Here is a 13,815-nt window from a genome sequence, read left to right as displayed (position 1 = left end):
GCGCAATCCGTGAATTGAATTCATGGAAAGCGTGAAAAATCGTCGTTTGTCAACGCGCGGATCCGGCAGGATAGTGCCGGCCACGACGCGATCGGCGGGCCGGTCCGTACCCCGACGAAAGGAGACGCCATGCTCGACGATCACGCCCACGAGGCGGCCGTCGCCCTCGACCTGCCGAACGACGATGCCGGCCGCAGGCGGACCTCGATCTACCAGCCCGAGCAGGCCGGCCTGATCTTCCCGGAGATCCCGGACTTCGCCGACCACGCCGAGGAGCGGGACTACCGCAAGAAGCACCTCGTGGCCGCCTGCCGCGCCTTCGCGATGCACGGCTTCGACTACGGCTTCGCCGGCCACCTGACGATCCGCGACCCGGAGCGTCCGGAGCTGTACTGGACCAACCCGATGTGCGTGCACTTCTCGCAGGTGCGGATGTCGAACCTGATCCTGGCCGACCACAAGGGCCGGGTGGTCGAGGGGCGCCACGCCATCAACCGGGCGGGCTTCGTCCTCCACGCCGCCGTGCACGAGGAGTACCCGGAGGTCATGGCGATGTGCCACGCGCACACCACCTACGGCACCGCGTGGTGCGCCACCGGCCGACCGCTGGAGATGATCAGCCAGGACGCGGCGGCCTTCTACAACAGCCACGCGGTGATCGGCGCCTCGGCGGGCGCCGTGGCGGTGGAGAAGGAGAGCGGCCTGTCGGTCGCCCAGCAGATCGGCCGCAACCGCGGCGTGCTGCACCAGAACCACGGCCTGCTGACCTGCTCGCAGCACAGCATCGACGACGCGGCCTTCTGGTTCATCGCCCTGGAGCGGGCCTGCCAGCAGCAGCTCCTGGTCGAGGCCTCCGGCATCAAGCCGCAGCTCCTGTCGGAGAAGACCGCCCGCTACAGCCGCGAGCACGTCGGCAGCGACTACATCGGCTGGCTGCACTTCCAGACGCTGTACAGCCACATCGCCGAGACCCAGCCCGACATGTTCGCCTGAGGCCGGCGCCCGCCCCGCGCGGGGGGCCGCGACAGATCGAGGGCCGGCCGCGAGGCCGGCCCTCTCGCTATGGGCGGTCCGCCGGGCTGCGCCGCCCCTCGTACCGGGCCCGCGGCCGGATCAGCGTCCCCTGGCGGCCCTGCTCCATGGCGTGCGCCGCCCAGCCCAGGCTCCGGCCGAGCAGGAAGATCGTGAACGGCGCGCTCCGCGGCAGGCCCGCCGTCCGGACGAGCGCCGTCAGCGCGAAGTCGATGTTCGGCCGCGCCCCCGTCGCCGCCTCGGCGCAGTCCCGGACGGCGTCCAGCAGGGGGTCGGCGGGCAGGACCGCGCCCAGGGCCGCGGCGCGGACGTCGCCGTCCGGGTAGAGCGGGTGGCCGAAGCCCGGCAGCGCGCCGCTCCGATCCAGGCAGGCGCGCACGGCCGCCCTCGGGCCCGTCGCGGCGGCCTCGTCGACGAGCCGCAGCACCGCCGCCGCGGCGCCGCCGTGGCGCGGTCCCGACAGGGCGCTCAACCCGGCCATGAGGCAGGCCGCGATCGGCGCGCCGGTGGAGGCGGCGACCCGGGTCGCGAAGGTCGAGGCGTTCAGTTCGTGGTCGGCCAGCAGCACCAGCGCCTGGCGGACCCGGTCGGCGGTCGCGGCATCGAGGGACCAGAGCCGCGCGAGGCCCTGATGCAGGGGCGCCCGGCCTTCGGGGATGCCGCAGGACGCGGCGAGATGCGCGACGGCGCGGCGCGCGTCGCGGCACAGGCGGTGGTGGCCGCGGCCCAGCGCGGCCTCGGCCTCCTGCAGAAGCCCGGCCAGCGCCAGGAACGGCGTCGCGGCCGCGTCGGCCGGAACGTCGAACAGCGTCGCCTCCGGGCTGTCCCACAGGAGGTCGGCGGTCGCCTCCAGGCTCGCGTCGCGGGCGAACGCCACGGCGTCGCGGCCGCGATAGATCAGGCTGCCCCGGTGGACGGTGCTGATCGCGGTGACGACCGACGGCTCGCCCCAGGCCATGGCCCCCGCGGCGATCGCTGCGCTGGCGCGGCTCCGGCCGCGCCGGTCGGCGAGCGTCGCGACGTCGGCAGCCCGGTACTGGCTGTGGCGCCGGCCCGGCGCCCGCCGCGCCTCGATCAGCCCGCGGCTGACGTAGGCGTAGAGCGTCTGGGCCCGGATCCCGAGGGCGTCGAGGGCTTCGGCGCGGTCCAGCCATTCCGTCATGTTGATCAGATGTATCAAGATTGATCGATCCGTCGATGGCCGGCAGCCTGCGCGAACCGATCGAGGGCCGGGACCATGCGCGAACGACACGCCGACCACTACGCCCTGGCGCCGATCCTCGCGGAGGCGCTGGCCGCCCTGGCGCTGCCGCCCGAGGCCGGGGACCGGCTGGCGGTGACCGGCACCGGGAGCCTGCCCTCCTGCTTCCCGGTCACCGCGCTGGCGACGGCGTCGATCGGCGCCGCCGGCCTCGCCGTCTCCGAACTCCTCGGCCTGTCCGGCCCCGCGCCCGCCGTCACGGTCGACCGGCACCTGGCCTCAGCGTGGTTCGGCACCTCCGTGCGGCCGCAGGGCTGGACGCTGCCGGCCGCCTGGGACCCGATCGCCGGCGACTACCAGGCGGCGGATGGCTGGATCCGGCTGCACACCAACGCGCCCCATCACCGCGCCGCCGCCCTCGCAATCCTCGACTGCCCGGGCGAGCGGGAGGCGGTCACGGCCGCCGTGGCCCGCACGGCGGCCGAGGACCTGGAAGGGGCGATCCTGCGCGCCGGCGGCTGCGCCGCGGCGATGCGCGGTCCGGACGATTGGGAAGGCCTGGACCAGGGCCGGGCGGTCCGGGCCGAGCCCCTCGTGGCGGTCGCGGAACGGCCCGTCCAGCACCGGTCGCCGTGGCGCCCGGACCCGGCCCGTCCCCTCGCGGGGATCCGGGTCCTCGACCTGACCCGCATCCTGGCCGGGCCGGTGGCCACGCGCGTCCTGGCCGGCCTCGGGGCCGACGTCCTGCGGATCGACCCGCCCGGCTGGGACGAACCGTCCCTGGCGCCCGACGTCACCCTGGGCAAGGTCTGCACGCGCCTCGACCTCCGGCAGGTCGACGACCGCCGGCACTTCGAGACCCTGCTCGCCGAGGCCGACATCCTCGTGCACGGGTACCGCCCGGACGCCCTGGAGCGGCTCGGCTACGGCGCGGCGCGACGCCGGGCACTCAACCCGGACCTGATCGACGTCGCGCTCTGCGCCTACGGCTGGACCGGACCCTGGGCCGGACGGCGCGGCTTCGACAGCCTCGTCCAGATGGCGACGGGCATCGCGGCGGCCGGGCAGCGGTGGAAACAGGCCGACCGGCCGGTGCCGCTGCCCGTCCAGGCGCTCGATCACGCCACCGGCTACCTGATGGCGGCGGCGGCCGTGCGAGGCCTGATCGCCCGGCAGCGCGACGGGCACGCCGTCATCGCGCGGCTCTCCCTGGCCCGGACCGCGCGCCTGCTCACGGACCATCCCGGCAGCGCGCCGGGGCCCGCCTTCGGCGGATATCGGGACGCGGATTACGCCCCGGAGATCGAGGACACGGCGTGGGGACCTGCCCTCCGGCTGCACGCGCCCGTGCGGATCGAGGGCGCGCCGCTGCGGTGGGATCGCCCGGCCTGCGATCTCGGCACGGCGGAGGCCGCACAAGTCAGACATTTCGGCGGCGCGCGCTTGTCCGGCTCGAAAGCCGCTCCGGGGAGCAGAAGCGCTATAAATTGACCAATCGCGGGAATGTTTTTGCAGCCTCCGCGCGGCGGAACGCTTGACACCGATCTATGTTATCTGGCAATTCGCCTTCATGATCTGTAATGCGTTTTGTCGGCGTTTTTAATACTAGGTTTAAGTGAAGATTTAATAGTCAGTCTTCTTAAAATCTGCACATATCGACCGAAGACCGAAAATAATACCACCGTTTACGTCAAAGCGCACCCGGTTCGCCGAACCCGTCTCGCACTGTGCCAGACGGTCCGACACCGAGAAGGATGACGATGAACGAGTCTGCCCCGGGCCACCCCATCCTGCGCGACGTTCCGATCGGCATCGCCGCCACCGGGATGCGGCACGAGACGGACTCGATGGGCGGGATCGACGTGCCGGCGGACCGCTACTGGGGCGCGCAGACGCAGCGCTCGCTCCAGCACTTCTCGATCGGCGACGATCGCATGCCCAAGCGGGTCTACCACGCCTACGGCTACGTCAAGAAGGCCGCCGCCCTGGTCAACGCCGCCGCCGGCCGCCTGGAGGACTGGCGCGCGCAGGCCATCGTCCAGGCCGCCGACGAGACGATCGCCGGCAAGCTCGACGCGCACTATCCGCTCTACGTCTGGCAGACCGGCTCCGGCACCCAGTCCAACATGAACGTCAACGAGGTGCTGTCGAACCGCGCGATCCAGCTCCTCGGCGGTGTGCTCGGCTCCAAGAGCCCGGTCCACCCGAACGACCACGTCAACATGGGCCAGTCGTCGAACGACACCTTCCCGACCGCGATGCACGTCGCCACGGTGCTCGAACTCGACGAGGTCCTGCTCCCCAAGGCGCGGGCGTTGGCCGACGCGATCGACGCCAAGGCGCGGGCCTGGATGGACGTGGTCAAGACCGGCCGGACGCACCTGCAGGACGCGACGCCGCTCACCGTCGGCCAGGAATGGTCGGGCTACGTGGCGCAGATGCGCGACGCGCTGGCCCTCGTCGAGGCGTCGCGCGCCGGGCTGTACAAGCTGGCGGCCGGCGGCACCGCGGTCGGCACCGGCCTCAACGCTCCGGAGGGGTTCAGCGCGGAGATCGCCGCCAGGATCGCCGATCTCACCGGCAAGCCGTTCGTCACGGCGCCCAACAAGTTCGCCGCGCAGGGGTCGCTGGACGCCATGGTCGCCGCCATGGCGGCGGTGCGCGGGCTCGCGGTCGCGCTGATGAAGATCGCCAACGACATGCGCTGGCTCGCCTCGGGGCCCCGCTGCGGCCTCGGCGAGCTGCTGCTGCCCGCCAACGAGCCGGGCTCCTCGATCATGCCCGGCAAGGTCAACCCGACCCAGTGCGAGGCCCTGGTGATGGTCTGCATCCAGGTGATCGGCGAGGACAACGCGGTCGCCTTCGCGGGCTCGCAGGGCAACTTCGAGCTCAACGCGATGCGCCCGATCATCATCAACAACACGCTGCATTCGATCCGCGTGCTGGGCGACGCCTGCGAGAAGTTCCGGACCTACTCGGTCGAGGGCACCGAACTCAACCGGACGCGGATCGACGAGACCGTGAACCAGTCGCTGATGCTGGTCACGGCCCTGTCGCCGGTGATCGGCTACGACCTCGCCTCGAAGATCGCCCACCGCGCCAACGACGAGGGCACGACCCTGCGCGCGGCCGCCCTGGCCGAGGGCGTCCCGGCCGAGCGCTTCGACGCGGTGTGCGATCCCAGGACCATGATCGGCCACGGGCTGGCCGGCGCCTGAAGCGCGCCGGGACCGTTCGTCCGCCCCCTCAGCTGAGCGAGATACCATGAGCACGAAGGTCGCCGATCTGTTCGTCCGGGCGCTGGCGCAGGCCGGCGTGAAGCGCATCTACGGCGTGGTCGGTGACAGCCTCAACGGCCTGACCGAGGCCCTGCGCCAGGACGGCTCGATCGCCTGGATCCACACGCGCCACGAGGAGAGCGCCGCCTTCGCGGCCGGCGCCGAGGCGCACCTGACCGGCGAGCTCGCGGTCTGCGCCGGCTCCTGCGGGCCGGGCAACCTGCACCTGATCAACGGCCTGTTCGACGCGCACCGCTCCCGCGTGCCCGTGCTGGCCATCGCGGCCCAGATTCCCTCGGCGGAGATCGGCCGGGGCTACTTCCAGGAGACGCACCCGCAGAACCTGTTCCAGGAATGCAGCCACTACTGCGAGCTGGTCTCCTCGCCGGCCCAGCTGCCCGGCGTGATGGAGACCGCCATCCGCGTCGCCGTCGCCGAGCGCGGGGTCGCCGTCGTGGTGATCCCCGGCGATGTCGGCCTCATGGTCATGCCGGGGAACGCGCCCGAGCTCTCGGCCGCCCTGGTGCCGCCCCCGCCCGTGGTGCGCCCGCGCGAGGCCGACCTCGACGCGCTCGCCGGGATGCTCAACGCGGCCGGGCGCGTGACCCTGTTCTGCGGCCGCGGCTGCGCCGGCGCCCACGCGGAGCTGCTGCAACTCGCCGAGGCGCTGAAGGCGCCGGTCGTCCACGCGCTCGGCGGCAAGGAGCACGTCGAGTGGGACAATCCCTACGACGTCGGCATGACCGGCCTGATCGGTTTCTCGTCGGGCTACAGGGCGATGCTCGACTGCGACACCCTGCTGCTGCTCGGCACCGGCTTCCCCTACCGCCAGTTCTACCCGGACGACGCCAAGGTCGCGCAGGTCGACCTGCGGGCCGGGAGCCTCGGGCGCCACTGCCGGATCGATCTCGGCCTGATCGGCGACGTCGGGGAGACGATCGCGGCGCTGCTCCCGAAGCTGCAGGCGAAGACCGACCGGGCGCATCTCGACGACAGCCTCGCCCATTACCGCAAGGCCCGCGCCGGGCTCGACGCGCTGGCGGTCGGCAAGCCCGGCGGCAAGATCCACCCGCAATACGTCGCCCGGACACTCAGCGAGGCGGCCTCCGAGGACGCGGTCTTCACCTTCGACGTCGGCACGCCGACGATCTGGGCGGCGCGCTACCTCGCCATGAACGGCAAGCGCCGGCTGATCGGCTCGCTGAACCACGGCTCGATGGCCAACGCCCTGCCGCAGGCGATCGGCGCGCAGGCGGCCTATCCCGGGCGGCAGATCATCTCGTTCTCCGGCGACGGCGGCTTCGCCATGCTGATGGGCGACCTGCTGACCCTCAACCAGCACAAGCTGCCGGTGAAGATCGTGGTGCTGAACAACGGCACGCTGGGCTTCGTCGAGATGGAGATGAAGGCGGCGGGCTTCCTCGAGACCGGCGTCGAGCTGGTGAACCCGGACTTCGCCGCCATGGCGAGCGGGGCCGGCATCTTCGCCCGGCGCGTCGAGGATCCGGCCGCGCTGCCGGACGCGATGGCCGCGATGCTCGCGCATGACGGCCCGGCGCTGCTCGACGTCGTGTCGGCCCGCCAGGAGCTGTCGATGCCGCCGAAGGTCGGCCTCGAGCAGGTGACGGGCTTCGGGATGTGGCTCGCCCGAGCCGTCATCGACGGGCGCGGCACCGAGATCATCGACCTCGCCAAGACCAACCTCTGGCGCTGAGGCGCCCTTCCGAAGCCGGAGCTCTGCCCGATGATCCGCTGCGTACGCATCTGGACCGGTGACGACGACAATTCCTACTTCGAGGAAGGCGTCATCGACCTGCCCCACGGCGAGCGCGGCGACATCCTCAGCGGCACGACCGACGTGGTCTCGATTTCCTTCCGCGAGACCCAGGCCGGCGGGACCTACGCGTGGCACGCGGCGCCGACCCGGCAGTTCGTCATCACCCTGCGCGGCACCCTCGACTTCCAGACGAGGGCCGGCGCGCACTTCACGATCCGCCCCGGCGACATCCTCATCGCCGAGGACACGGCCGGCTCCGGCCATTCCTGGCGCCTCGTCGACGACGAGCCCTGGTGCCGGGCCTACGTGATCCTCGCCCCCGGCGCCGAGGCCCGGCTCCCCTTCGTTCCGAACAAGACCGCCTGAGGAGGGGCCCGATGGCCGAGATCAGCTTCGACGACGCTCCCGATGTGGTGCTGATCGGCGCCGGGATCATGAGCGCGACCTTCGGCACGGTCCTGAAGGAACTGGAGCCGTCGCTCAGGATCGCGATGTTCGAGACGCTGCACGACTGCGCGCAGGAGAGCTCGGAGGGCTGGAACAACGCCGGCACCGGCCACGCGGCCAATTGCGAGCTGAACTACACCCCCCAGCGCCCCGACGGCAGCGTCGACATCGCCAAGGCGCTCGAGGTCAACACCGAGTTCGACATCTCGCGCCAGCTCTGGGCGCACCTCGTGCGGAAGGGCGCGATCCCGGACCCCCGCGCCTTCATCCATCCCTGCCCGCACATGAGCTTCGTCTGGGGGGCCAAGAACGTCGCCTTCCTCAAGGCGCGCTACGCCGCGATGTCGGCGCACCACTGCTACCACGGCATGGAGTACAGCGAGGACCCGCAGGTCATCGCCGGCTGGGCGCCGCTGATCATCGAGGGCCGCGCCCCCGGCGAGCCGATCGCCGCCACCCGGATCGTCACCGGGACGGACGTCGATTACGGCGCCCTGACGCACCTGCTGGTGAAGCAGCTCGCGGCGCAGCCCGGCTTCGCCGTCCACTACAACCGCAAGGTCGTCGCCCTCGACCGGGTCGACGACGGCCGCTGGGCCGTGACCGTCGAGGACACCTACGACGCCACGCGCCGCACCGTGACGGCCAAGTTCGTGTTCATCGGCGCGGGCGGCGGCTCGCTGCCGCTGCTGCAGGCCTCCAAGATCCCGGAGGGGCGCGGCTACGGCGGCTTCCCGGTCTCAGGCATCTGGCTGCGCTGCGACGTCGACGCGGTCAGCGCGCGCCACCACGCCAAGGTCTACGGCAAGGCGGCCTCCGGCTCGCCGCCGATGTCGGTCCCCCACCTCGACACCCGCATCATCGGCGGCAAGCGCTCGCTGCTGTTCGGCCCCTACGCGGGCTTCTCGTCGCGCTTCCTGAAGCACGGGTCGCTCACCGACCTGTTCACCGCGCTGACGCCGCACAACATCGTGCCGCTGCTGGACGTCGCCAAGGACAACGTCGCGCTCACCGAGTACCTCGTGGGCCAGGTGCTCCAGAGCTCCGACCACCAGTTCGCGACCCTCAAGGACTTCTTCCCCAAGGCGCTGAAGCAGGACTGGACCTCGGCGGTGGCCGGCCAGCGGGTGCAGACGATCAAGCCGACCGGGAAGGCGAACCCGCTGGAGGAAGGCTACCTCGAATTCGGCACGGAGCTGGTGGCCGCGGCCGACAACTCGATCTGCGCGCTGCTCGGCGCCTCGCCCGGCGCCTCGACGGCGGCCTTCATCGCGGTCGAGGTCCTGGAGAAGTGCTTCGCCGACCGGCTCACGCCGGATGCCTGGCTGCCCCGCCTCAAGGCGGTGATCCCGACCTACGGCATCGACCTCAAGCGGGACGCCGAGGCCTGCCGCCGCACCCGGGCCGAGACGGCGTCGGTCCTGAGGATCGAGAACGTCTGACAGGTTCGCGAGGCGCGGTTCCCCGCGCCTCGCCGGCGGACATCTGAGGGTGCGGCGCGCCCGGCCCGCGGCGGCGGACCGGCGAGCTTCGGCCGGAGAGAGGAACGATGGACATCTCCGCCCTGATGCTCTCGCGCATCCAGTTCGCCTTCACGGTGTCGTTCCACATCATCTTCCCGGCCTTCACGGTCGGGCTGGCGGCCTGGCTCGCCTTCCTGCAGGCGCGGGCGATGATCGCGCGCGAGCCGGTCTACGACCGCCTGTTCGCCTTCTGGCTCAAGATCTTCGCCGTCGCCTTCGGGCTCGGCGTGGTCTCCGGCATCGTCATGGCGTTCCAGTTCGGCACCAACTGGAGCGAGCTCGCCCGCCGCACCGGCCCGATCCAGGGGCCGCTCCTCGGCTACGAGAGCTTCACGGCCTTCGCGCTCGAGGCCTCGTTCTTCGGGGTGCTGATGTTCGGCCGCAGGCGGGTGCCGCGCTGGTTCTACCTGTTCGCCTGCCTGATGGTCTGCCTCGGCACCAGCCTGTCGTCCTTCTGGATCCTCGTGAACAACTCGTGGATGCAGTACCCGACCGGCTTCGCCCAGCGCCCGGACGGCGTGTTCGTACCGACGGACTGGTGGGCGATCATCTTCAACGGGGTCGTCTGGGTCCGCTTCCCCCACATGGTCCTGGCCGCCTACGTCACCACCAGCTTCTGCGTGGCCGCGACGGGGGCGTGGTACATGCTGCGCGGCAGCGACCGGATCGAGGCCCGCGCCATGATCCGGATGGGGCTCGGCCTCGCCGCGATCCTGGTGCCGCTGCAGCTGTTCTTCGGCCACCTCACCGGCGACTACGTCGTCAAGCACCAGCCCTCGAAGATCGCCGCGATCGAGGGTCACTGGGAGAGCCAGGCGCCGGCCGGCGAGATCCTGTTCGCGTGGCCCGACGAGGCGCAGGAGAAGAACCACTTCGTCATCGCGCTGCCCGCCCCGATCGGCAGCCTGATCGACGACGGCACCCTCACCGGCAAGGTGATCGGCATCAAGGACATCCCCAAGGCCGACCGGCCGCCGGTGCTGATCCCGTTCTTCGCCTTCCGCATCATGGTCGGCTGCGGGCTGCTGATGCTGGCGCTGGCCTGGGGCGGGATGGCCTTCTACGCCACCGGGCGGCTAGAGCGGGCGCGCTGGCTGCAATGGGCGATCTTCCTGTCGTTCCCGCTCGGCTTCGTCGCAACCCTGACCGGCTGGTTCACCGCCGAGGTCGGGCGCCAGCCCTGGACGGTCTACGGCCAGCTGCGCACCGCCGACGCGGCGACGCCGTTCCTGGCCGCGCCGCAGGTTGCGACCTCGCTCGCCGTGTTCGGCGCGGTCTACGCGCTGATCTTCGCGGCCGGCACCGTCTACATCTACCGCATGCTCAAGGCCGGCATCCTGCCGACCCCGGCCCGTGCGGGGAGCGCCGCCAACCCCAAGCGGCCGCTCGCCGTGCCGGGCGACAGTCCCGGCACCCCCAGCAGCAATCCGGCGGAGTGAGCGGCCGTGATCGAATTCTGGGCCGCCGCCCTCGCCCTCACCCTGATGCTCTACGTGCTGCTCGACGGGTTCGACCTCGGCGTCGGCATGCTGTTCGGGATCGCCCCGGACGAGACGGCGCGCCGGCACATGATGCAGGCGATCGCCCCGGTCTGGGACGGCAACGAGACCTGGCTGGTGCTCGCCGCCACGATCCTGTTCGGCGCCTTCCCGACGGTCTACGCGCTGCTGCTCTCGGCCTTCTACCTGCCGCTCCTCCTGATGCTCGCGGCCCTGATCCTGCGCGGCGTCGCCTTCGAGTTCCGCTACAAGTCCCGGCGGCTGCGGCGGGTCTGGGACGCGGGCTTCGTCGGCGGCTCCTACTGCGCGGCCTTCGTGCAGGGCGTGACGGTCGGGGCGCTCGTGCAGGAGCTGCCGGTGCAGGGCGGGCTCTACGCCGGCGGGGCGTTCACGTGGCTCACGCCGTTCTCGCTGCTCTGCGGGCTCGGCCTGTGCCTCGGCTACGCGCTGCTCGGCGCCGCGTGGCTGTGCGGCAAGACCGAGTCCGACGTGCGCGACCTCGGCTTCCGGCTGCTGCCGCGGCTCCTGATGGGCGTCCTGGTCTTCCTCGGCGCGGCCTTCGCGTACGCGCTGGCGATGAACCTGCGGGTGCTGCACCGCTGGGTCGAGCGGCCCGAGATGCTGGTCCTGCCGCTCGTGGGGGCCGTGGCCTGCGCCGGGCTCCTCTACGCGGCGCGGCGCCGGATCGATGCCCTGCCCTTCCCGCTGGTGGCGCTGATCTTCGCCGCCGCCTTCGCGACGCTCGCCGCCTCGTTCCTGCCCTACATGGTGCCGTTCAGCGTGACGGTGACCGAGGCGGCGGCGCCGGAGGCGAGCCTGTCCTTCATGTTCTGGGGCGCAGGCATCGTGGTCCTGCCGATCACCCTGATCTACACCCTGGTGGTCTACCGGGTGTTCAAGGGGAAGGTCGACATCGCCGAGCACTATGACTGAGCCTGCAGCCGGATTCCCGGACCCGCCCCGGCCGGCGAGGCCGCGCGATGGCCGGTGAGGTGGCCCTTTCCGACGACGCGCCGGGCCTCCTGCAGCGCCTCGCGGCGTGGTGGCCGCGCGAGGCGGCCGAGGCCGTGCGCATCGCGCTCACCGCCATCGCGGCGATCTGGCTCGCCATGTGGCTCGAGCTGGCGCTGCCGCACTGGGCCGGCTGGACGGTCATCTCGGTGACGCTCGCCACCCGCGCGGCCTCCCTGCGCAAGAGCCTGTGGCGCGCCGGCAGCACGCTGGTGGGCGTCACCGTCGCGATGGTGCTGGTGGCCAATTTCGCCCAGGCGACCCTGGCCTTCGACCTCGCGCTGGCCCTGTGGATGGGCCTGCTCACCGCGGCCTCCAGCGTCGAGAGCGGCCAGCGCGCCTACGGCTTCGCCTCGATGGGCTTCACCGTGCCGATCATCGCGCTGGCCGACGTGCAGAACCCGGAGGCCGTGTTCCAGATCGGCGTCGACCGCTGCTCGACGATCCTGCTCGGGATCGGCTGCGCCTACGCGTCGAACGTGTTCGTGGCGCCGGGCGTCCCCGCCGTCAGCCGCGCCCTGGCGGGGCGGCTCGAGGCGGCCGCGGAGGCCTGCGACGCCTGGATGGCCGCCCTGCGGCGGGGCGAGCGGCCCGGCCCGATGCCGATCGCCGCGGTCATGACCCTGGGCGAGGAGGTCACCGACACGTTCACCGAGCAGCCCTCCCTGCGCTCCGGCGGCCGCGGCATCCGCAACGCCGCCCCCCGGCTGCGGCGGGTGCTCGCCGCGGGCCTGCTGCGGGCGCTGCTGCCGGACCGGCCGGGATCGCGCTCGACCGACCTGATCGGGGCCGGCGGGGCGATCGCCGTCCGGCAGGTCGGGCGCGTCCGGGTCTCGGCGCGGCTCCTGCGGGCCGGCGGGCGCGTGGGCCGGCGGCGCGTCCCGTTCCGCCCGCACCTGCTCCTGTGGAACGACCTGGACTGGGACGGCTGGCACGCCTTCGACAACGCCCTGCGCACCGCCGCCGCCGTCCTGCTCGTCAACGGCTTCTGGTACGTCACCGGCTGGTCGCACGGGGCCGGCGCCGCGACCTGGGCGAGCCTCGTCTGCGTCCTGCTCGCCGCCCATGCCGACCCGCGTGCGGAATCCCGCGCCTTCCTGGTTGGCGCGCTGCTCGCCGGCGTGGTCGGGCTCACAGTCCGCTACACCCTGCTGACGACCACCGGGAGCTTCGCGCTGCTGGCCGCGGTGCTGCTGCCGGTGGCGATGCTGGCGGTGGTCGGCCGCGCCGACAAGCGCGCGATCTACGGGATCGGCTTCGGGTTCTTCGTCTTCGGCGTGCTCGATCCCAAGAACCCGATGACCTACGACCTCGCCGACTCGCTCAACACCGTGCTGGCCGAGCTGCTCGGCATGGCGGTGGCGGCGATCGCGTTCGCCGCCCTGCCGCCGCCGGTGAGCGCCGCGACCCTGCGCCTGCGGGCCCGACGCCGGCTGGTCCGGTCGGTGCGCGGCGCGGCCCTCGACCCGGCGCTCCTGCTGCCGCCGCTCGACCGCTACCTCGCCCGGGGCTTCGGCCGACTCGCCCTCATCGGCGCGGACGACGCGGCGGCCCGGAGCGGCGAGCGCCTGCTCGTCATCGGGCTCCTGCTGCTCGCCCTGCGGGAGACGGACGACCGGGAGGGCCGCCGCGTCGGCCGGGCGGTCTGGGCGCGGCTCGCCGCGTCCCGTCCGGCGGGGCCGGAGACGGTGCCGGATCCCTTGCGCGCGCTCGCCGACCGGGCGACCCTGCCCCTCCAGGCGGAGCGCATCGGGGCGCTGGCCGCCCTCGTGTCGGATCTCGACCGCGCGGGCTGGCCGAACCTCGATCCGGGAGGGCGGGCGTGATCGGCGTGGTCGGATTGCGGGCGGTCGACGTGCTGGGGCTCTTCGTCGAGCCCGCGGTGATCTGCCTGCTCGCCGCCCTGGTGATCACCTGGGCCCTGCGCTGGATCTTGGACTGGATCGGCATCAACCACCTTGTCTGGAACCGCGCCCTGTTCGACTTCAGCCTCCTGACCGCCGTGACGGCGCTGCTGATCCTGTCCCTGCGCGTCCAGGGCCCGTGA

General features: G+C 72.2%; 11 protein-coding genes. 10 read left to right on the top strand and 1 reads right to left on the bottom strand.

The window, feature by feature from the left end; genetic code table 11:
* Positions 1–129 precede the first annotated feature (129 nt).
* Complete coding sequence (locus tag C4T42_RS01165; RefSeq protein WP_020091015.1) at positions 130–993, top strand: class II aldolase/adducin family protein; 864 nt, start codon at positions 130–132, stop codon at positions 991–993.
* A 67-nt stretch (positions 994–1,060) separates the two neighbouring features.
* On the opposite strand, the gene C4T42_RS01160 is transcribed toward C4T42_RS01165, so the two are convergent.
* Positions 1,061–2,194 carry a citrate synthase gene (locus C4T42_RS01160; protein WP_103984611.1) on the bottom strand — a complete coding sequence of 378 codons (1,134 nt, stop codon included), beginning with the start codon at positions 2,192–2,194 and terminating at the stop codon, positions 1,061–1,063.
* A 75-nt stretch (positions 2,195–2,269) separates the two neighbouring features.
* Here C4T42_RS01160 and C4T42_RS01155 point away from each other — a divergent pair, with 75 nt between their 5' ends.
* From C4T42_RS01155 to C4T42_RS01115, 9 genes are all read left to right on the top strand, one after another.
* A complete protein-coding gene (locus tag C4T42_RS01155) occupies positions 2,270–3,724 on the top strand; it encodes a CoA transferase (protein WP_042670792.1) in 1,455 nt (484 codons plus the stop codon).
* A 269-nt stretch (positions 3,725–3,993) separates the two neighbouring features.
* Positions 3,994–5,451, top strand: coding sequence for a class II fumarate hydratase (gene fumC / locus C4T42_RS01150; protein WP_026604601.1), 1,458 nt, complete (start codon positions 3,994–3,996; stop codon positions 5,449–5,451).
* A 46-nt stretch (positions 5,452–5,497) separates the two neighbouring features.
* Positions 5,498–7,225, top strand: a complete 1,728-nt coding sequence (gene poxB, locus C4T42_RS01145; RefSeq protein WP_020091019.1) for a ubiquinone-dependent pyruvate dehydrogenase — start codon at positions 5,498–5,500, stop codon at positions 7,223–7,225.
* A gap of 30 nt (positions 7,226–7,255) precedes the next feature.
* Positions 7,256–7,654 (top strand): hypothetical protein, encoded by a 399-nt coding sequence (locus C4T42_RS01140; RefSeq protein ID WP_020091020.1) that lies wholly within the window; start codon positions 7,256–7,258, stop codon positions 7,652–7,654.
* Between the two features lie 11 nt (positions 7,655–7,665).
* Positions 7,666–9,177: a malate dehydrogenase (quinone) gene (gene mqo / locus C4T42_RS01135; RefSeq protein ID WP_103984610.1), complete on the top strand. Its 1,512-nt coding sequence runs from the start codon at positions 7,666–7,668 to the stop codon at positions 9,175–9,177.
* A 107-nt stretch (positions 9,178–9,284) separates the two neighbouring features.
* The gene (locus C4T42_RS01130) at positions 9,285–10,697 is read left to right on the top strand and encodes a cytochrome ubiquinol oxidase subunit I (RefSeq protein ID WP_020091022.1); all 1,413 of its coding nucleotides are present in this window, start codon (positions 9,285–9,287) and stop codon (positions 10,695–10,697) included.
* A gap of 6 nt (positions 10,698–10,703) precedes the next feature.
* Entirely contained in the window at positions 10,704–11,690 is a 987-nt protein-coding gene (gene cydB / locus C4T42_RS01125; protein WP_103984609.1) for a cytochrome d ubiquinol oxidase subunit II, read from the top strand.
* Between the two features lie 47 nt (positions 11,691–11,737).
* Positions 11,738–13,594 carry an FUSC family protein gene (locus tag C4T42_RS01120; RefSeq protein ID WP_020091024.1) on the top strand — a complete coding sequence of 619 codons (1,857 nt, stop codon included), beginning with the start codon at positions 11,738–11,740 and terminating at the stop codon, positions 13,592–13,594.
* Positions 13,591–13,815, top strand: coding sequence for a DUF1656 domain-containing protein (locus C4T42_RS01115; RefSeq protein WP_020091025.1), 225 nt, complete (start codon positions 13,591–13,593; stop codon positions 13,813–13,815). The genes C4T42_RS01120 and C4T42_RS01115 overlap by 4 nt, the downstream gene beginning before the upstream one ends.

The sequence above is a fragment of the Methylobacterium sp. 190mf genome (assembly GCF_900107945.1).
In the GTDB taxonomy this organism is placed as follows: Bacteria; Pseudomonadota; Alphaproteobacteria; order Rhizobiales; family Beijerinckiaceae; genus Methylobacterium.
This window is presented reverse-complemented; position numbering and strand designations above follow the sequence as displayed.

What these genes read in the sequence shown, in the direction of transcription:
- poxB (WP_020091019.1), top strand. Translation starts at nt 5,498, where the DNA reads ATGAGCACGAAGGTCGCCGATCTGTTCGTCCGGGCGCTGGCGCAGGCC.
- mqo (WP_103984610.1), top strand. Translation starts at nt 7,666, where the DNA reads ATGGCCGAGATCAGCTTCGACGACGCTCCCGATGTGGTGCTGATCGGC.
- C4T42_RS01130 (WP_020091022.1), top strand. Translation starts at nt 9,285, where the DNA reads ATGGACATCTCCGCCCTGATGCTCTCGCGCATCCAGTTCGCCTTCACG.
- C4T42_RS01140 (WP_020091020.1), top strand. Translation starts at nt 7,256, where the DNA reads ATGATCCGCTGCGTACGCATCTGGACCGGTGACGACGACAATTCCTAC.
- C4T42_RS01165 (WP_020091015.1), top strand. Translation starts at nt 130, where the DNA reads ATGCTCGACGATCACGCCCACGAGGCGGCCGTCGCCCTCGACCTGCCG.
- C4T42_RS01120 (WP_020091024.1), top strand. Translation starts at nt 11,738, where the DNA reads ATGGCCGGTGAGGTGGCCCTTTCCGACGACGCGCCGGGCCTCCTGCAG.
- C4T42_RS01155 (WP_042670792.1), top strand. Translation starts at nt 2,270, where the DNA reads ATGCGCGAACGACACGCCGACCACTACGCCCTGGCGCCGATCCTCGCG.
- fumC (WP_026604601.1), top strand. Translation starts at nt 3,994, where the DNA reads ATGAACGAGTCTGCCCCGGGCCACCCCATCCTGCGCGACGTTCCGATC.
- C4T42_RS01160 (WP_103984611.1), bottom strand. Translation starts at nt 2,194, where the DNA reads ATGACGGAATGGCTGGACCGCGCCGAAGCCCTCGACGCCCTCGGGATC.